The organism is Halomonas sp. PR-M31, assembly GCF_001039575.1.
Classification (GTDB): domain Bacteria; phylum Pseudomonadota; class Gammaproteobacteria; order Pseudomonadales; family Halomonadaceae; genus Modicisalibacter.
Window position 1 is genome coordinate 1 of the sequence record NZ_JIBT01000027.1, and the last position, 19143, is coordinate 19143.

The following is a 19143-nucleotide window of genomic DNA, read 5'->3' on the forward strand; positions in this document are numbered from 1 at the left end:
GACTTCCATCTCGTCGAAAGTTTCTGTTCTCGATGTAGTGCATGTTGACTCCCTTTTCTCGTCAGCAGTGACGTCGCCAGACCCAGTGAACGATTACGCCCACCGGGCTAGGTCTTTGGACCAGCCTAACAAAAAGAGATAACGTCTTGTGCGACACCCAAGCGTTTCAAAAAGCACGAATAGAAGGATCACGGCATGAAAACCCAACGACCCAGCGCTACTCCGACAGTGCAACTGGACAACGACCGCGTGATCGTGACGCGCTGGGACTTTCCGCCCGACGGGGAAACCGGCTGGCATCGCCATGAATACGACTATGTCGTGGTGCCCATGGCGGATGGGGTCCTGAACCTAGAAACCCCAGAAGGACTCAAGGAAGCGATCCTGTCCGAAGGTGTTTCCTACACCCGCTCGGCGGGCACCGAACACAACGTCATCAATGGCGGCGAAGAGTCATTTGCGTTTGTAGAGATCGAGCTTAAATAAGAAATCACCGCAGGCCGCGAAACGCCTCCACCACATGACCGGCCAGTACCTCACTGGCCGAGCCGGCGCTGGCAGCCTGAATCAACAACACCTGGTACTCGCCAAGGGACGGCAAGCCGGCCTCATTGTCCAATTGACGCAGCGGCGCACGCACCATACTCAACGGCAGCGGCGCGATCGCCAGATCTGCCAGCAGCGCCGCTTCTTGGCCGGCACAGTTTTCACTGGTATAGGCAATACGGTATGCCAAGCCGCTGCGATCCAGCGCGGAAAGCGCCATGGTGCGCCAGGCACAGCCTTGGTTGGCCAGTGCCAAAGGTAGCGGCGAACGCTGGCCTGCAACACCGCCGTCGAGGCAGGCCCAGACCAGCGGCTCGGTATGCACGACCTCACCGCGCTCAGCATCCACGCCTTGATTACCGGAGGTCACCAGCACCAGATCGAGCTCCCCTTCATTCAGTCGTCTGAGCATATCGATACTGCGCCCAACCACCACATCGACCTGTACCGCCGGATGGGAACGGGCAAATTTAGCCAGCACTCCAGGCAGGATGCGCGATCCCACATCATCGGGCGTGCCAAAACGCACCGTGCCTTCAAGGGATGGGGCAAGAAACTGGGTCACGGCTTCCTCGTTGAGCTTGAGCAAGCGTCGGCCATAGCTCAGCAGCACCTCCCCTTCCGGCGTCAGCCTCACCCGCCGCGCCTCGCGCAGGAACAGGCGTTGTCCCAGGATTTCTTCCAGTCTTTTTATCTGCATGCTCAGGGCGGAAGGCGTACGAAACACCTGCTCCGCAGCCCGAGTGAAGCTTCCGCTTTCGGCGATCAGGACGAAGGTGCGCAACACCTCCGTATCGAGTAACGGCAAGGCGGTGGTACGAGTCGGTTGGTTAAGAAGAGTCATACCGCTTACCTTTCAATTTTTCTTAAAGGTAAATGTAGTTCTTTTCGTTGGATTGAACAATCAGGTTGGTCCAAGCTGATTCTCGAGGTCGCGACCCTCATCGATTTCACAAGCTCATACAGGTGGCCAATGCCAATCAGTGGCCAACCTTCGGAGGTGTCGTCATGTCCAACCTCAAGCAGCTCGAAAATTTGCAACGCGAAGTAAAAACACCACTTGACGAGCCATCGATTCCCAGACCATCGATGCCGGATTTCTATATGCCCGCCATGCCGCCCATGGGCTTGATCAATGCCATCGAGAACTGGGTCAAAGCCCTCTTGAGTCGTCGGCGCTTTCGTCAGCGTTTCCTGCCGCTTCTCGGCTACGACGATCATATCCTCGAGGATATGGGCCACAATCGAGAAGACATCGAATGGGCATCGCGCCTACCGGTACGAAAGGATGCCTTTCGGGCGCTGCAACGTCGCCGAGCACAGCGAAATAATAAATCAACGCGCTGCGCTCGCTAGTCAACTCAGCAGCAGCATGCCTTGTTCGATATCCGCGCCGATCGCCTGGCAGAACGCTTCGCGGTCGCCGTTCGACAATGCTTGTGTGACCTCGCGGTGATGGTCGTCGGCGATGCTTGAAGCCCCCCAGCGAGTACAGATGTAGCGCATGCTTGGCCCGTATTGCAGCCAGAGAATCTCGATCAGTGGCAGAAGTACCTGGGATTGACTGCGCCGATAGATAAGAAAATGAAACTGGTAGTTGCCACGCATGTAGCGAACGATATCGCCCTGGGCGATGGCGCCGTTGATCTGCTCATCGATGCGTTTCAGCTCGTCGATATCGGTCGCGGTGATATGAACGAATGCCTGGCGCGAAACCTCGGTTTCCAGGTTCTTGCGCGCGTACAACACTTCTTCAAAACGTTCTCGGCTGAGCTTGGGCACGATGATCTTGCGACTATCGGAAAACACCAGCGCCCCCTCGGTGACCAGCCAGCGCAAGGCCTCCCGCGCCGGCATGGCGCTGGTGCCGTATTCCGCCGCAATACGCCGAATCGAAATCACCTCGCCCGGGGTAAAGTCCCCTTCGCACATCCGCGTGCGTAGCGCCTGATGCAGGCGTGTTGAAGCAGTATCCGGCGAGAAAGCGTCTCGTCTGCCAGTCGGTTGCGTGACCATATTGCGCTGTCGGCCTCTGTTATTCCTATTTGAGTTAAAGCATATCTTTGCGCGGCTCATGAACGACAATCCTAACTTGTCGCGTTTGTAAGCCTCTGCTAGTGTGATCACACATATGTGATCACAGCACCCAATCATACTATCTGAAACCACGCAGGGAGACCTCATGCCCCAGCCTCGCAGCGCCTCCTACTACACCGCCTCGATCGCAGAAGAATCCGATCATCCTCGTTTGGAGGGCGATCATCGTGTAGACGTTGCCATCGTCGGTGGCGGTTTCACCGGCGTGGCCACAGCGGTGGAACTTGCCGAACGCGGCTATCGGGTGGCCGTCATCGAGGCGCACAAAATTGGTTGGGGGGCCAGCGGGCGCAATGGTGGCCAGGTCACCGGTAGCCTGTCCGGTCAGGACGCCATGGCCAAGCAGATGCGCAATACCTTAGGCGAGCAGGCCCGGGAATTCGTCTGGAACCTGCGCTGGCGCGGTCACCGGATCATCAAGCAGCGGGTCGAGAAATACGCCATTGCCTGCGATCTCAAGCATGGCCATTTGCAGGCGGCTTATAAGCCAAGCCATGTGAAGGAGCTGAAACAGGACTTCGAGGAATCCCAGCAACACGCGATCGGCGAATACGTCCACTGGCTGGAAGCCGATGAGGTACGTCAGGTCGTCGGCACCGAGCTTTACCACGGCGCCATTCGCAACGACTACAACATGCACCTGCACCCGCTCAATCTGTGTTTGGGCGAGGCCCGCGCCGCGGCAGGGCTGGGTGCGCTGATCTTCGAAGACTCGCCGGTCATCGTCATTCAGCACGGCGACACCCCGGTTGTGGTCGGCGAGCAGGGTCGCGTCACCGCGAATAGCGTGATTCTCGCCGGTAACGCCTATCATCGGCTCGAACGCAAACGGCTCAGCGGCAAGCTGTTCCCGGCGGCCTTGGGTATCGTCACCACCGCGCCGCTTGATCGGGACACTGCCCTGGCGATCAATCCGGATGATCTGGCCGTCTACGATACCCGCTTCGTGCTGGACTACTACCGCCTCACCGCCGACCGACGTTTACTGTTCGGCGGCGGCGCCAACTACTCCGGCCGCGACTCCCAGGATATCGTCGGGGAGCTGCGCCCACGCCTAGAGCACACTTTTCCTCAGCTAAAGGGCGTGGACATCGACTTCCAGTGGCAAGGCATGGCGGGCATCGTTATCAACCGCATCCCCCAGCTGGGCAAGCTGTCCGACAACGTCTACTACGCCCAGGGCTACTCCGGCCACGGCATCGCCACCTCGCATATCATCGGCGAGATCATGGCCAATGCGGTCAGCGGCAGCCTGGAGGAATTCGATACCTTCGCCAAGGTGAAGCATATGCGCATCCCGCTCAACGACCGATTGGGTAACACGCTGCTGGCGGCCGGCATGTGGTATTACCAGCTACTCGAAAAACTGCGCTAACCGATCGCTGAACTCAACCCGAATGCACAACAACAAGATGCTCGAGGTGATACAGGATGGATATCAACGGCCCCCTGGTGCTACTTCCCACCGCAATCGTGCTGGTACTCGCCCTATGGACACGGCGCGCGCTTGAACCACTCGTCTTCGGTGCCTTCGTCGGCACTTTGATGATCGATCCCGGCAGTGCCTTGAGCAGCCTTTCCGAGAATCTGTTGGAGGTGATGACCGACGAAGACGTCGCCTGGGTCATTATCGTCTGCGGGCTGATGGGCAGTATCATCGCCCTTCTGCTCAAGTCCGGCTCCTCCAAGGCGTTCGCGGAGGGGCTGATGCGCTACACCACCAACAAGCCGCGTGCGCTGATGGGATGCTGGTTCATGGGCATCATTCTGTTCGTGGATGATTACCTGAATTCGTTGGCCGTCGGCACCTCGATGCGCAAGGTGACGGATCGCTTCAAGACCTCTCGCGAGATGCTGGCCTACGTGATCGACTCCACGGCAGCGCCGATCAGCGTGCTGATCCCGATCTCGACCTGGGCTGTGTTCTTTGGCGCCTTGATCGAAAAAAACGGCATCGCCGAGGACGGCCAGGGCATCTGGACTTACATCCAGGCCATTCCCTACATGTTCTATCCCTGGATCGCCGTGATTCTAGTGCCGCTTTTCATCTACCGCTGGATTCCCGCCTTCGGACCCATGAAGAAAGCAGAGCAGCGCGCCGAGGAAACCGGGCAGTGCGTTCCTTCAGGCGCGGAGCATATCGACGCCGAAATCGGCCATCTCGAGGCGGATAGCGATCAGACAAAAGGCACCATCTGGACGTTTCTGCTACCCATGGCGTCCCTGGCTTTCTTCACCTGGTGGTTCGATCTGGATTTCTTGATGGGGATCTTCGTTACCCTGGCGGGCATGATCGTGGCCTTCATCGCCCTGAAGAAGCTCTCTCCCCGTCAGACCTTCGATAATATTCTGGAAGGTTTCAAATCAATGATTGATGCCTTGGCGGTGCTGGTGGCGGCTTTCCTGTTCAACGAGGTCAACACCGATCTTGGCCTTGCCGACTACGTCATCAACACCGTTCAGCCGCTGATCAACGCCCAGATGCTGCCTTTTATCATCTTCACTATCATGGGCTTCGTGTCCTTTGCCACCGGTTCCAACTGGGGGGTGTTCGTCATCATTCTGCCCATCGTCAGCGTGCTGGGTCAGAACCTGGGAGCCGACATGGTCCTGGTGATCGGCGCCACCCTGTCCGCCAGCACCTTCGGCAGTCACGCCTGCTTTTACTCGGATGCCACGGTTCTGACTGCCCAGGCCAGCGGCTGCACGCCCTTTCAGCACGCCTTCACCCAATTGCCCTACGCGGCAATGGCGGGCTGTATCGCGGCGGTAGGATATTTGATACTGGGATACATGTGATTCTAAATAAAAGCCTGCGAGGGGAAATTGCTCGTCGATTTATTAAGCGCTTCCCCGGCTTGCTAAGGTGGCAGTATGCAATCGGACATGCAGCGTAATTTCTGGGCCTCTACCGTTGATGAACGGCCCGAGCCGCGGCCGCGTTTGGAGGCGAACACTCAGGCCGACGTGGCCATCATCGGCGCCGGCTTCACGGGATTGTGGACTGCCTACTACCTGAAAATGCACGCGCCGGATTTGGCTATCGTAGTGCTGGAAGCCGAGCGCGTCGGTCATGGCGCCTCCGGGCGTAACGGCGGCTGGGTGGTGGGCAATCTTGCCGGCCTGGAGCGCTATGTCGGCAAGCTGCCGATGGAACAGCGGCGCGAATGCTGCCAGGTGGTGGCGGACAACGTCGATGAAATCGGCAAGGTGCTGGAACGCGAGAATATCGCCGCCGACTTCAACAAAGGCGGTGCGATCTACGCGGCGGCACGCTACCCGGACCAGATCGCCATTCAGAAACACTACCTGGCGCATCTGCATGAGCTCGGTCACGATGAGACAAACTGCTGCTGGCTGAATGCGGATCAACTCGCCGAAAAGGTGCGTTTTCGCAATGGCTACGGCGGCATCCATCACCGTCAGGTCGCGACGGTAAATCCTGCCAAATTGGTTGCTGGCTTGGCCGAGACGGTCGAACGTCTAGGCGTGACGATTCACGAACACAGTCGAGCAACGACGATTGGGGATCACACGATCAATACCCATCATGGCAGTGTTGAAGCCCGCAATATCGTCTGCGCTACCGAGGGCTATGCCGATGGTTTTCACGACTTCAGAAACCATGTGATTCCGGTGCAAAGCCTGGTGATCGCCACGGAACCGCTGACGGACGATGTGTGGCAGGAGATCGGCATGGCCGAGCGCCCGGCCTTTGCCGATGCCAGCCGCCTGATCAACTATGGGCACCGCAGCGCCGATGGACGACTCGTGTTCGGCGCCCGGGGCAGCTACGCCTTTGGCGGCAAATCCAAGCACTCTTTGGCCATTTCCCCAGAGGATATTCATCTGCGCCGCGATCTGCTGGGGGATCTGTTCCCCGCACTCGAGGACGTGAGAATAAGCTACGGCTGGGGCGGCTCCCTGGGGCTATCGCGTAATTTCCGCCCTCATGGGATTCTTGATCGCGAAAGCGGCATCGCCACTGCCGGCGGCTATGCCGGTGAGGGTGTGGCTGCAGCGCACTTGTTCGGCAGAACCCTGACCGACCTGATTCTCGAACGTGACTCTCAATTGGCGAACATGCCCTGGGCTTTCGCTAACGCCAGTCACCGCCAACTGATCAAACGCTGGGAACCGGAACCGCTGCGCTGGCTCGCCGCACAAGCGGTTACCTATAGCTATGCGAGTGAGGAAGCGCTGATGAGGCGAAACAAGCCAGCCCCGCTGATCAAACCTGCCTTGACGAAAGTGAACGACTTTTTCGCATCGATTATTGAATAGATAGATGGCCTAATTGAGAGATTGCTGAACAAAAGGAAAGATAGTGCTGACATTTCACTCGGAAGACACTAAAAAGCGCCGTGCCAAGACCGAACTCGACGGCGGCAGGCTCGTGACACCCTACGAATGCCCGGAGCGGGTCGATATCGTCATTGATCGTGTGCGCAAGGTTGGCCTGGGCGAGGTGCGTGCGCCCCAGGCGTACGGGCTCGACCCGGTACTGGCGGTTCACGATCGTAGCTATATCGAATTTCTCGAGCATGCCTGGGACGAATGGGCGGCGGCGGGTCATCCCGGCGAGCCAATACCCTTGGCCTGGCCCACCCGGCGCATGAATAGCGGCAGGGTTCCGGACAACATCGAAGGCAAGATCGGTTACTACGCGCTAACCACAGATACCTCGCTCTGCCCCAACACCTTTGCCGCTGCCCAAGTCAGCAAGGACATTGCCCTCTCGGCGCTGGAACACGTCATCGACTCCGGCGAGCCCGCCTTTGGTCTGTGCCGCCCGCCGGGGCATCATGCTGCCATCGACCAATACGGCGGCTACTGTTTCTTCAACAACGCCGCCATTGCCGCGCAGCACGCCTTGAACGGCGGCATACGCAAGGTTGCGATCCTGGATGTCGATTTCCATCACGGCAACGGCACTCAAGACATCTTCTACGAACGCGACGATGTATTGTTCCTTTCCCTGCACGGCGACCCGCGCCAGGAATTCCCCTACTTCCTGGGCTTTGCGGACGAAACTGGCCACGGCAAGGGCGAAGGCTTCAATGCCAACTACCCTCTGCCCAGCGGCACCGACTACGCCACTTGGGCCAGCGCACTGGATGACGCCATTGCCCGCATCAATCAATACGCGCCGGAACTGCTGATTGTTTCACTCGGCGTCGATACCTTCGAGAACGATCCGATCAGCTCTTTCAAGCTGAAAAGCGATGACTATCTCGACTGCGGACGGCGGTTGAAAGCGCTTGGGCTTCCTACCCTCTTCCTGCTCGAAGGCGGTTACGCGGTTGAGGAGATCGGCATCAACGTGGTGAATGTCTTGACCGGTTTTGAAAACGCCCAAGCCAGCGGCAGCACGACTTCTGCACTTTGACTGGCTGAAAGTTGCTAACGGATTCAAAGCTTTTTACTGAGTATCCTGTGCTGTGCCGTTGGTCTCAAGGTGTTACATTGAAGTCGTCATAAAGACCCAACACGGAGGATGGGAAAACATGCAAATGCGTAGCACTCTTTTCATCGGTACATTAGGCGTGGCGCTGCTCGCGACAACTGCTTTTGCCCAGGATTCACAGGACCAAGGGCAGAAGCTGGTCGAACAGTGTCATCAGAAGACATTGGAAGCACGCGAGGGTGACGAAATACGCGGTAATCCCATGAGTGAGACCAACGCATCCGACTACGAGCCCGGCGAAGAATTCGAGTTGAAAATCAATTTCGTTGGCCACGGCAACAGCTTCTACAACGTGACCTGCCAGGTCGACAAGCAAGGCAATGTGACTCACGAAAAAACCGCGGAAACCGGTCAGCCCAAAAGCTGAGCCTTTCAGTCAAAGCCACCGTCATAGCCCCAGTAAAAACGGCCTCAATGAGGCCGTTTTCGTTGATTCTATCGGGTCATCACACCTTCTTCACAAACTCCGACTTGAGCTTCATCGCCCCTACTCCTTCGATCTTGCAGTCGATATCGTGATCGCCGTCGATGAGACGAATGTTCTTCACCTTGGTGCCGACCTTGATCACCGATGAAGAGCCCTTGATCTTGAGATCCTTGGTCACGCTGACGGTGTCGCCGTCCTGCAGCGGGTTGCCGTTGGCATCGGTAATGACACGGCCCTCGTCGATGCCTTCATCCACTGCATCCGCTGCCCACTCATGAGCACACTCAGGGCATACCAGCATGGTCATGTCTTCATAGGTGTACTGGGAACCGCACTGGGGGCAAGGGGGTAACTGCCTCATGCAATCTCTGCCATGTGATGAAAACGCAGAGTGTACCCACCCGGTACAGAACTGCCCAGCCGACGCCACAAGCAGCTCGACCAATCGCCGCTAATAATCCGCCGCCCAGCTTCCACGCCCCAGTTCGATGACCCGCGTCACATCCTCATCCGGCACGGCCTCATGATCGCCAAATTCCAGCGGATCGTAATGAAACACGAAGAGCCGCGAGGCAAATTCGTCAAACGCCAGTGAGGCTTCACCGTGGCGCTCCGCGTTGCCTTGAGTCTCACAGACAATGCCCTGGCCCCAGTCCTGACCGCTGTCGTTGTTGGGATTGAAGAAATAGACCCGCACTTCGTTACTGGCGTCCAGCGCCACTCGCAGCAGGGTAATGGCGTGCCGGCCTACCAGGCGTGCCGCGCTGTCCGTGACCACGATGCCGGCAGGCTGTGGATGAATCAGCGGCATGTTGCCGTTGTAGAACGGGTGATAGCAGGCATAGAAATGGCGGATGAAGCCCTCGTAGTCCTCGATCTCCCCGGTATGTATGTTCGCGATCACACGAAAACCTTGTCCTACCCACCAGCCGTAGAACTCCGGATTGATCCAGCGATGCAGATCGTCGTCACGCTCGCCGCACAAGCGACCCATCTCCATGTAGAGCCGATCAAGATGGGGTATCAGCACCACGGACACCGGGTCCACGTCCAGGGGTGGCTCCTTGGCAAGACCGACTTCAAGATCCCTGGAGGAAATGCGTTCACCCTCGAAACGACTCAATACCTCGTCGTCTCGCGCTGCCCAGGCGATGAGCTGCAAAAGATAATCCCCGGCATTGTCCGCCCACATGGAAAGGCCGATCACCGATTGGCAGGTTGGATTGTTGCCCTGCCCCACGCCCAAGGGCTGGCCCAGCAGACTCAGCGTGCCGGCGAGCAGAAATACCCGTGGCTCATGTGCTTCGCCAAACACGCGGCGCAGCGTTTGGTCGGTATCGTTCGAGAGTGTGAGCCGGATCTGGCGCCAAAGGCCAGAGGCGATGGGTGCGGAAAAAAGCGCCCCGCGCTCAAGTAGCAAGGACAACCCATAAACTGCCTGGCTGGTCTCGGGAAACAGGGCCTCATCGATCAACGCATACACCAGCTGCTGGTAACAAAGCAGGGTTTCACAGCCGGTACTGCTAAGCCCCAACGCTACCAGCAACAGATCGTCTCGGTATTCTCGCAGGTAGCGTAAAAGCACGGGGTGATAAGGTGATACCAGGCCCGTATCCCGCATCGCCCGGGCGAATCCGGTAGCTTCTTCCACAAGCGCACTCTCATCCATCTTCGATAGACGCTGCCTGTAGATATCGAGCCCTGGATCTTCCCGACAACCCGGCGTCGGGCCGAACAGCGCACGCACCAGACGCGCTGCCCCCACCGTTCCGATCGTGTCGATCTCGGGGTCATAAAGGCATTTGGCGATCTGGCTGATCATCTGCTTGATGCTGTCCGTCTGCAGCGGACGCTGGGCCAGAAGTCGCTGAATTTCATCGACAAGGCTCTCGAGAATGCTCTCGTAGCCCAAGTGTGCAAGCAGATATTGATACAGCGCCTGCACGATCTGCCCTAGATTCTCGGGCCGCTCCCGATCCGCCTCGCTCATGGGCCCCGCAAGAAGATCCAGGTTCAGCGCCATGACCTGGGTCAGGAAATTGCGCGCCTGCTCCGCGGAAATACCGGGATGAAAATAAACACCCGTGGCCACGGCCAGCAGGCGAATCTCGCTGAGCGCCTCGATGGTGGTGACATCCGCCTTCCCTTCTCGCAGGGAGCGCACTGCCAAGGCAGGCTGCAAAATGGCGGGGCGGCCCCAGTCCCTGCCGGTGAAGACACCCGCTGTCTCTATCGCCGCAACCCGTGCATACAGCGCATCGAGCCCATCCGGAAACGCCATCACGGTTCTGGCCGACGCCAGCACGTCATCGATGGGCGCTTTTGAGTCGGTTTGCCGACGCTGCGCCAACTGCGCCAGCGTGGCGTCAAAAGCAGCAATTGATGAATCCAGCGTTCCATTGGTAGCGTCGAAACTCATAGCGAACTCCCTCTCTGCCATGGCGAATATAAACTATGCTATGTGCGTTAGCGCACGGAAGCATGGTGCTGGCGCGTGTCATTTTGGCGCCCAGTTTGTACCTCGTTACTGCTTCAAGCCATGAAAACAATTTGCAAGGGTATTTCGTCTATGGCAATGCTTGCAGCGAACAGTAGCCCAATCCACACCGGTATCGCTCAGGTTTGGCAGGACATCAGCGACGCTTTGTCCCCGATAATCGGCTATGGCGGCGTCGAAGCGCTTTATCGGCAGAGTCTGGCGCAGGTTTGCACCAAACATGCCTGGCTTTCAGAAAGCATTGAAACGGCCTCTGGGCCCAAGAAGTTCGAGGCACTGCAGGAAGTGCTCGTCAACCGGGCGGGCGCCCATGCAATGTACTTCAACGAGACACTGGTGCGCACTTTTTACGAACTCACCTCCGATCTAATGGGCGACTCTTTTGTACAGCAACTGTCAAGATCGGCCCAAATGCTCCCTTTTGCAAAACATGAACTGAATGACGTCAGTCAGACGACCCACATGGCGCTTCTTTGCCAGGCCAACGAACGTCTGCTGCTTGCAGCCCTGCGGGCAGAGAAGATCGCCAAGGTAGCGATCGACAACTGCAACGATCTGGTGCGTATCAGCCAGTACGACGAGCTGACCGGCACGCCCAAGCGCACGCTTCTGCTCGATCGCCTGGAAAGATCCATTAGCCTGGCGTATCGTCAGAACACCAAGATGGCGGTGCTGTTCCTTGACCTTGATCACTTCAAGCAAATCAACGATACCCTAGGGCATAGCGTCGGTGATGAAGTACTGCGACTGACCGCTCGATGCCTCGGCTCGGCGACTCGGGATTTCGACAGCATCTGTCGCTATGGTGGGGATGAATTTGTGATACTGCTTTCTCAGATAACTGAGGTCTCGGACGCGACAAGTATGGCCGAGAAGATACTGGCGGCTCTTTGCACACCGCACTGGGTAGGCAATCAACGGATCGATCTATCCGCAAGCCTTGGCATCGCTATTTATCCCAGGGATGGTAAAGATATGACGACCCTGATCAATCACGCCGATGCGGCCATGTACCGTGCCAAACGCCTGGGTGGTGGCCGCGCCGAGATACATGAACAAATTCTCGACAGCGGGTTGTAAACTATTCCACATAACATTAGGAATATAGGACTACTATGCTCCCGTAAGTAGGCGCGCATTGTCCTTGATCGATGCGTCGTAGCATGAGCAGGCGGCCGCTTCGAGTCCAAACCGATCAAGAATTTTAATCTCGCCACGACTGTAATTGATCAACTGCTCTAACTGCAGTTCACTTGCGGCAACCGTGACACTGCTTCTTCGCACCCCAAGCATCCCCGCAAGATATTCCTGCGTGAGATTGAAATGGTTGGCATAAGCACGGTCATGGGTCATCAATAGCCAGCGTGCCAGGCGTGGTTTGACTTCATGAAAATGCGTGCAAGCGCCATTAAGCGCCAGGTGCGACAGCGATATGTATAGATAGCGGTTGAGTATCCGCTGCAATTGAGGGCTCTGATCCAATTCATGGCGTAGCAGCGAGGCGGTTATACGAGATGCAATACCAGTACCTTGAACGACAGCGCGCATAGGTGTGGCGGCAATTCCGAGCGCCACGGCCACACCGAACATACCTTCATTGCCAACCAGACCTGTTTCCAATGGCTTGTACCCTTCCAGGGTCGTCAGCAACGAGATGAAGCCGGTAATGGGAAAATACGCATGCTGCAGAGGCTGATGAGACTCGCAGAGGATATCGCCAAACACCAGTTCCACGGGCTCACAATGGTCTAAAATTCGGTCACGTTGCTTAAGAGGGAGCGCCTGAATCAAGCCATTGATTACAGGAATAGAATCTGCTGCTGACATGTCATTGTCCTGCGGCACCGAAAAGCCAAGAGTTGGCCGAGAGGAGGTACCAGGCAATCTCGATAATACGATCAAACGTCAGCTAGAGAGGCTTGAGCTCGCTGAGTCCAAAGTAAACGCCTCAATCAGCCGGTTGGATGGACTGACTGTAGAAAGGAAGCAGCCGGTCTGATTCTGCTTTGACTACACCGTAACACTCGCAACTAAGCCGCTCAAGCGCGGGCCGATCCAGCACCACAATATGTCCCCGGCGGTATTCAATTACGCCCTGCTTGTGTAATTTACCCGCCGCTTCGGTAACCCCCTCCCGACGCACACCCAGCATGTTGGCAATCAGTTCCTGAGTCATGACCAAATGATTGCTGGGCAGACGATCCAAGGACAGCAGCAGCCACCGGCATAGCTGCTGATTAATCGAGTGGTGGCGGTTGCATACCGCTGTCTGGGCCATTTGGGTGATTAGCGACTGTGTATAGCGCAGCATTACATTGAGCAGCATACCATGACGGTTGAACTCATCTTTTAGTCGCTGTTGCTGTAATCGATAAGCGTAACCGCTGCTTTGCACGATCGCCCGACTAGTGGTGCTCTCGCCGCCCATGAACACGGCAACGCCAACCAGCCCTTCATAGCCCACCACGGAGATTTCCGCGGAAGCGCCATTTTCCATTACATAGAGCAGTGAAACGATACAATCGACAGGGAAATAGACATGACTCAACTCGTCCCCGGATTCGTACAGGATTTTGCCAAGCGGCATGGGGGTAAGTTCGAGATGAGGGAACAAGCGCTCCCTAACGTCCACGGGCAAAGACGCAAGGATATGATTGCGTTGTGGAGTGGGATTGTCGTCCATGTACATCACCGCTTCAAAACGTTTGTCGATTTATCAATGGAGTATCAGTATAGAATAAATCTCCCAAATTTCTGTGCGCTACCGCACATAATCCTCGTGTCACGACTTAAAAAGCGCGACCTATGACGAGGCGCGGCTTTTTTAACTAACCCGATGCATTAACTAAATCAGCTAACGTAGGATTTATTTCTTAGAAGCGGACTTAGTATCTTTAGTACTCTTATCGGCTTCCTTTTCACCTTCTTTCATTGATTCTTGCACTTCTTGCTGACCGCGCTCCATGTTCTTCTCGGTGACCTTTTGCCCACGCTCCAGGTTCTTCTCGGCAGCCTCTTGCCCACGCTCCATGTTCTTCTCGGTGGCTTCCTGTCCGCGCTCCATGTTCTTCTCGGTAGCCTCTTGTCCGCGTTCCATATTTTTCTCGGTAGTCTCTTGCATGCGCTCCATGTTCTTCTGAGTGGCTTCCTGTCCGCGCTGCATAGCGTCCTGGGTCAGTTCTTGGCTCTGCTGCATGAACTTTTGATTGATAGAGCTAACCTTTTTCATATCAGATTTCATCTGTTCACCAATTTTCTTGGCAATTTCCTGCTGTTCTTCCATGTAACTGCGCAGCTCTTCAGAATTCTTTATTTCAAGAGCGGAGCGCATCTGCGTGAGCCCAAGGTCAGCGTAGGTATTGAGCGCTTCACGCTGAACGTCGGCCAACTTCTGAGTGTAGTCGAGCATCTTACTGGCGATAGAACGAGCCGGACCAGCAAAGGCAGAATCAAACTGCTGCTGGGCTTGATCGACATTCTCTTGGGCATTCTCTTTCTTGCTGCTATTAGCCATACAATTCTCCTTTTGAATGGACTGGCGGATACGCGGCCCCCAACCTCAATAAATAAAGCTGCATATATTGCAACAGCCTATTATTTGAATAGGCGCGTCCCGCCGGCTAGCACTTCTTAGGTACGTTTTTTGCCTTTCTTATCGGTATCAGATACATGCGATGAACGGGTCGCATCGTCTTCTGCGACATGCTCGACGTCCACATCGGTACGACGAAGATCTTCCTCGATGGTTTTCGTCCGGTTCGAGCCTTCCCTGCTTACAACAACCTCTTCGACGACCCGAGCTTCCTTGTTGACCACGACTTCTTCTCGGGTATCGCGCTCTTCCAGATTCACTTCGCCGAAGGCCAGATCTTCCTTTGTCGCCTTGCGATCGACAGGACGGCTGGAAACATCCGTATGTTCCTCATGCAGATTCACATCTTCTTTGACGGACTCTTCATAATTGCGCGAGGTCACGTTGACGCCACCCTGAGTCGTCTCACGCTTGCCGATCTCCAGCTCTTCCTCGACGACTGGAACGACCGTTTCATTATTTCGCTGATCAGAGGCATGCGAGCCCGTAGCACCTAGTGCACCAGCAGTGGAGCGATCACCAAGGGTACGTTCGGAATCATGCAAGCCGCTGGATTTACCGAGATCATCCGCGCTGCGTCTATCGACACCGGTTGGCTCAAAATGCTTGATGATATCCTGAGCGCGTTCGGCATCGGCCTCATCATCTACATCGACTCTGATGGCGTCCTTGTTCTGGCCGTGCTGGTCGTCGGATTTGGAAGAATCCTTGTCATCGTCCCCCATGCCGAACATCTCGCCTATTTTCTGGCCCAAGGATTTGTCTTCGTTGGACTTATCTTTTGACGACGAATCGGTGTGAGTATCCGCTAAAGACATCAAGCGTGTGTCGTTGCGGGAAAAACCAGCATCAAGCAACGCTTCAAGCGCTTCTTCTGCACGATTTTGTGTTTTAAATGCTGCGATAATTGATTGTTTCATCATAATTTCCTATGTGGTTTGAGCCTGCCAGCGGGATCGCTGCCAGGGATCAGTCTTGATTTCTCGTGTTTCCGGAGGTTTTTGCATCATCGAAGTGTTCAACCGTGACCTCCTCGTCACGCAAAACCACATGCTGCGGCTCACAGTGCACTTCGCGGCGTACACGCGTGACGTGAAGCTCCTCCTTGAGCATCGTTCGCTTTTGCATGATCAAAACCTCTTCCAGTACCGGAATGACCATCGTCTCGCCTTCGTAGCGCGGCGTGGGCAGCTCAGCTGTTTCTTCGATCAGAGCCTCTATTGGAATCCTTTCCACTGACACTTCTTCGGTGAAAAGCGGCTCGTCTATGACCTCTTCATGTTCCCGTACAGTCTTGCGGATGCGCACGCCCTTTCCGGTTTCGACAATGCGCTTTTGTACACTGAGATTCTCGCGCAGGACTGGGATAACCGTTTCTTCGTCGCTTGAATGGTCAGATGAGCTGACATCTGCACGCGAAGAACTGCCGTCTTCGTTGGTGATAGGCGTATTTCTTTTTTTGGCTTCAGAATCGGCGTTGTCGCCATTAGCGCTGTTGCACATAGGTAAGCCGCATGAAGTTAATTTTGATTCCGTGCATCCGGACGATCAGACATACCGGTTGACGGCTTGAGACAAAGAATGGTCGGTCGCGGTATAGGCGTCTGTGCGGCAGCACACGTTGCAGCCATTGTAATGAGCAGCTATCGCGACTTTCCGGTGACGGGTCAGCAATCGTTGCGCTATGTGCTCTTGCGTACAGACTGGAGGAGAAAACGGCACCCATGCTGGCACGAGGGTGGACTAAAAGGCGTGCCCCCTAATCGGCAAACAAGGCCAACCAATTTGTTTGTGGAGAAAAGATGATGAATCGCAAGGATGAAATGTCTCCTGACGTTCGGGAAAATCAAGGAGATCCGCCTAAGACTCGCCCAGACCGGTCTTGGCAAGGTACGACAAACTCAAAGCAGTCATACCGACGTCAGGCAGATAGCGTTAAGACGCGTCAAAGGCAGATTCATAAAGTTCCAAAATTTGGCTCTGAACTAATAGGAGCCAGCGATCTGATTGGAGACGATGTTTTCAACCAGTGGAATGAAAGACTTGGCTACATAAAAGAGATCATCGTGGACTCTAGCACTGGCAAAATAGAATACGCAGTGCTGTCATTTAGCGATGTTGTCAAAGTGCGAGAAAAGCTGTTTACCGTGCCTTGGAATGCCCTGGGAATGAATACCGAATACGAGCACTTCGTGCTCGACGCGGTGTTCATTCTCAACGCCAAAAAGGAAGATTTAAAGAAAGCACCTGGATTTGAGAAAAGTAGCTGGCCTTACATGACGAATGAAGACTGGGAAGAAATCAATTCTTTTTATAAAACTGGCAGAACCGACATATTTACCCAAAAGCATGGTTACGGAAATTAAAAATGCCACTTTGACAGTATCCTAAATTCCCTTAGCCCTCGCCATTACGAGGGTTTTTTTGTTGCTATTTCTTACAAATCTGCTTGGCAGTGTAATCGCCATGAGACGCCTTATAATTTAGCGTATTGCGATAGGCAGCCTCTGAGTGACTCGATTACACCGGTCCCGTCGCGATTGATCGCAATCGGCGTTATGCTGCCACTTATTGCAATGCACAATGATCGGGCGAGACAACGCCCACGGGAGAACGATGAGTCAGGCCAAGGCGATCAATCTGGCCCTGCAGGGCGGCGGCGCTCATGGCGCCTTTACTTGGGGCGTGCTTGATTATCTATTAGAGAGCCCACGGGTGCGGATCGAAGGCATCAGCGGCACCAGTGCCGGGGCCATGAACGCCGTCATTACTGCGGATGGTTTGTTGGAAGGCAACGAAGACCATGCGCGTCAGGCGCTTGAAAACTTCTGGTTCGCGGTCAGCAAGACCGCGGTACTCAGCCCCATTCGACGCACGCCGTTGGATATGTGGATGGGCAACTGGAGCCTGGACACCTCTCCGGGCTATCTCGCCTTCGATCTTTTCAGCCGCCTGGTTTCGCCCTATCAGTTCAATCCGCTGGGTCTCAATCCTCTACGAGACATCATTGCCGAGCGGGTGGATTTCGAGCGGGTGCGGGCATGTCGGTATCTCAAGCTGTTCGTCTGTGCCACCAATGTGCGCTCGGGCCAGCAGCAGGTCTTTCGCCGGGAGGAAATGACGCCGGACATGGTAATGGCTTCCGCCTGCCTGCCCTTCCTGTACAAGGCGGTAGAAATTGACGGCGACGCTTATTGGGACGGGGGCTACATGGGCAACCCTGCCCTGTTCCCGCTGATGGAAGAGTGCGATTCGAGGGATATTGCCATCGTGCAGATCAATCCGATCCAGCGCGACGAAGTTCCACGCAGCGCCGCGGCAATCCTCAATCGCATGAACGAGATCACCTTCAACGCTTCGTTGATCAAGGAAGTACGTGCCATCGCCATGCTCAAGCGTCAAATCGAGATCAGCGGCGCCGACATGACCTGCTACCGCGATACGCATTTTCATCGCATCGACGCGGACGACTCCCTGCAACGGCTATCCGTCTCGAGCAAGCTCAATGCGGAGTGGGCTTTTCTGACGCATTTGCGCAATCAGGGCCGCCGCACAGCCGCTCGTTGGCTCGAGGAGAATTTTGCAGCCCTTGGCGAGCGCTCGACCCTGGATATCGATTCGGTTTACAGGTAAATGTCGTAAACGTGGAATGACATTATTGGCATTCCCGCTGTCGAACGTCCATGTTAAAACCTATGTGAAAAGCCACTCATAAAGGAGCCCATCGATCTTGTAGTCAGGAAGACGACGCCGCAAAGACAGTGTCATCATGTTGATAGTCATTGCGATCGGCGTCGTTCATTGCCGCTTCTTCCGGGAGTACCTACACCGATGGTTCGAATCGACAAGAAAGTCACCCGCCTATACGTACTCGACACCAACGTTCTAATCCACGATCCTGCCGCGCTTTATCATTTCGAAGAGCACGATGTGGTCATTCCCATGACCGTGTTGGAAGAACTCGACAAACTCAAGAACGGCGTGCGCGACATCGCACGTACCGCCCGCCAGGTCAGCCGGACCCTGTCGGAACTCACCAATGCCGTCTGCTTCGATGAAATTCAGCAAGGCATTCCTCTGGTCAACGCGGTAAACCAAGGGGGACGACTGCGCTTTTTATGCTACAGCGATCTGCAACCTCTCGATCACCTGGAAGACAACCCCGACAACCGCATCCTGGCGGAGACCTGTCGCCTGCGAGATGAACGTCCGGACGCCTCGGTCATTCTGATCACCAAAGACATCAACCTACGGGTCAAGGCAGCGGCCCTGAACGTGCCGGTGGAGGATTATCGTAACGATCGGGTATTCAGTGACAGCGATGTGATGATCGAAGGGGTCAAGGTCTATACCGTGGCCGGCAAGGACGGCGTAAGCCTATGGGAGTCGCTCAATGTCGAGGTCAAGGTCGAGCGCGTCGATCACCATACGTTTTATCAGCTCAGCGGCGAAATGCCTGCCCAGTGGCACGTCGGCATGCTGGTGTCCGATAGCGACAACGGCGCGGACTTTGAAGC

General features: G+C 55.7%; 20 protein-coding genes. 11 read left to right on the forward strand and 9 right to left on the reverse strand.

Going from position 1 to position 19143, the window contains the following annotated elements; translation table 11 throughout:
• Positions 1–195: 195 nt before the first annotated feature.
• A complete protein-coding gene (locus tag CH74_RS08070) occupies positions 196–486 on the forward strand; it encodes a cupin domain-containing protein (RefSeq protein ID WP_048306961.1) in 291 nt (96 codons plus the stop codon).
• 4 nt (positions 487–490) lie between these two features.
• On the opposite strand, the gene CH74_RS08075 is transcribed toward CH74_RS08070, so the two are convergent.
• Positions 491–1390: a LysR substrate-binding domain-containing protein gene (locus CH74_RS08075; RefSeq protein WP_048306962.1), complete on the reverse strand. Its 900-nt coding sequence runs from the start codon at positions 1388–1390 to the stop codon at positions 491–493.
• Between the two features lie 164 nt (positions 1391–1554).
• Here CH74_RS08075 and CH74_RS08080 point away from each other — a divergent pair, with 164 nt between their 5' ends.
• Entirely contained in the window at positions 1555–1902 is a 348-nt protein-coding gene (locus tag CH74_RS08080) for a hypothetical protein (RefSeq protein WP_156181439.1), read from the forward strand.
• Here CH74_RS08080 and CH74_RS08085 read toward each other — a convergent pair whose 3' ends face one another.
• Entirely contained in the window at positions 1903–2562 is a 660-nt protein-coding gene (locus CH74_RS08085; protein WP_048306965.1) for a GntR family transcriptional regulator, read from the reverse strand.
• Between the two features lie 166 nt (positions 2563–2728).
• On the opposite strand from CH74_RS08085, the gene CH74_RS08090 reads away from it, so the two are divergent.
• From CH74_RS08090 to CH74_RS08110, 5 genes are all read left to right on the forward strand, one after another.
• The gene (locus CH74_RS08090; RefSeq protein ID WP_048306966.1) at positions 2729–4018 is read left to right on the forward strand and encodes an FAD-binding oxidoreductase; all 1290 of its coding nucleotides are present in this window, start codon (positions 2729–2731) and stop codon (positions 4016–4018) included.
• A gap of 56 nt (positions 4019–4074) precedes the next feature.
• A complete protein-coding gene (locus tag CH74_RS08095; protein ID WP_048306967.1) occupies positions 4075–5442 on the forward strand; it encodes a Na+/H+ antiporter NhaC family protein in 1368 nt (455 codons plus the stop codon).
• A 75-nt stretch (positions 5443–5517) separates the two neighbouring features.
• Positions 5518–6927 carry an FAD-binding oxidoreductase gene (locus CH74_RS08100; RefSeq protein ID WP_048306968.1) on the forward strand — a complete coding sequence of 470 codons (1410 nt, stop codon included), beginning with the start codon at positions 5518–5520 and terminating at the stop codon, positions 6925–6927.
• 43 nt (positions 6928–6970) lie between these two features.
• Positions 6971–8032, forward strand: coding sequence for a histone deacetylase family protein (locus tag CH74_RS08105; protein ID WP_048306969.1), 1062 nt, complete (start codon positions 6971–6973; stop codon positions 8030–8032).
• 118 nt (positions 8033–8150) lie between these two features.
• Positions 8151–8477 (forward strand): hypothetical protein, encoded by a 327-nt coding sequence (locus CH74_RS08110; RefSeq protein ID WP_048306970.1) that lies wholly within the window; start codon positions 8151–8153, stop codon positions 8475–8477.
• A gap of 79 nt (positions 8478–8556) precedes the next feature.
• Here CH74_RS08110 and CH74_RS08115 read toward each other — a convergent pair whose 3' ends face one another.
• Positions 8557–8898 carry a zinc ribbon domain-containing protein YjdM gene (locus tag CH74_RS08115; RefSeq protein WP_048306971.1) on the reverse strand — a complete coding sequence of 114 codons (342 nt, stop codon included), beginning with the start codon at positions 8896–8898 and terminating at the stop codon, positions 8557–8559.
• Positions 8899–8988: 90 nt separating this feature from the next.
• Complete coding sequence (locus tag CH74_RS08120; RefSeq protein WP_048306972.1) at positions 8989–10956, reverse strand: hypothetical protein; 1968 nt, start codon at positions 10954–10956, stop codon at positions 8989–8991.
• 150 nt (positions 10957–11106) lie between these two features.
• Between CH74_RS08120 and CH74_RS17730 the strand changes: the two genes are divergently transcribed.
• Positions 11107–12114 carry a GGDEF domain-containing protein gene (locus CH74_RS17730; protein WP_172656316.1) on the forward strand — a complete coding sequence of 336 codons (1008 nt, stop codon included), beginning with the start codon at positions 11107–11109 and terminating at the stop codon, positions 12112–12114.
• Positions 12115–12147: 33 nt separating this feature from the next.
• Here CH74_RS17730 and CH74_RS08130 read toward each other — a convergent pair whose 3' ends face one another.
• From CH74_RS08130 to CH74_RS08150, 5 genes are all read right to left on the reverse strand, one after another.
• A complete protein-coding gene (locus CH74_RS08130; RefSeq protein ID WP_172656317.1) occupies positions 12148–12861 on the reverse strand; it encodes a Crp/Fnr family transcriptional regulator in 714 nt (237 codons plus the stop codon).
• 121 nt (positions 12862–12982) lie between these two features.
• Positions 12983–13717: a Crp/Fnr family transcriptional regulator gene (locus tag CH74_RS08135; RefSeq protein WP_048306977.1), complete on the reverse strand. Its 735-nt coding sequence runs from the start codon at positions 13715–13717 to the stop codon at positions 12983–12985.
• Positions 13718–13900: 183 nt separating this feature from the next.
• Positions 13901–14548 carry a phasin family protein gene (locus CH74_RS17735; RefSeq protein ID WP_053070681.1) on the reverse strand — a complete coding sequence of 216 codons (648 nt, stop codon included), beginning with the start codon at positions 14546–14548 and terminating at the stop codon, positions 13901–13903.
• Between the two features lie 116 nt (positions 14549–14664).
• On the reverse strand, positions 14665–15546 hold the full coding sequence (locus tag CH74_RS17740; protein WP_053070682.1) for a DUF2382 domain-containing protein: 882 nt from the start codon (positions 15544–15546) through the stop codon (positions 14665–14667).
• A 49-nt stretch (positions 15547–15595) separates the two neighbouring features.
• Positions 15596–16129, reverse strand: a complete 534-nt coding sequence (locus tag CH74_RS08150; protein ID WP_053070683.1) for a YsnF/AvaK domain-containing protein — start codon at positions 16127–16129, stop codon at positions 15596–15598.
• A gap of 299 nt (positions 16130–16428) precedes the next feature.
• Here CH74_RS08150 and CH74_RS08155 point away from each other — a divergent pair, with 299 nt between their 5' ends.
• From CH74_RS08155 to CH74_RS08165, 3 genes are all read left to right on the forward strand, one after another.
• The gene (locus CH74_RS08155; RefSeq protein WP_053070684.1) at positions 16429–16992 is read left to right on the forward strand and encodes a PRC-barrel domain-containing protein; all 564 of its coding nucleotides are present in this window, start codon (positions 16429–16431) and stop codon (positions 16990–16992) included.
• A gap of 250 nt (positions 16993–17242) precedes the next feature.
• Positions 17243–18259: a patatin-like phospholipase family protein gene (locus tag CH74_RS08160; RefSeq protein ID WP_048306973.1), complete on the forward strand. Its 1017-nt coding sequence runs from the start codon at positions 17243–17245 to the stop codon at positions 18257–18259.
• 198 nt (positions 18260–18457) lie between these two features.
• Positions 18458–19143, forward strand: a 686-nt coding sequence (locus CH74_RS08165) for a PIN domain-containing protein (RefSeq protein ID WP_048306974.1), incomplete at its 3' end; no start/stop codon positions are given.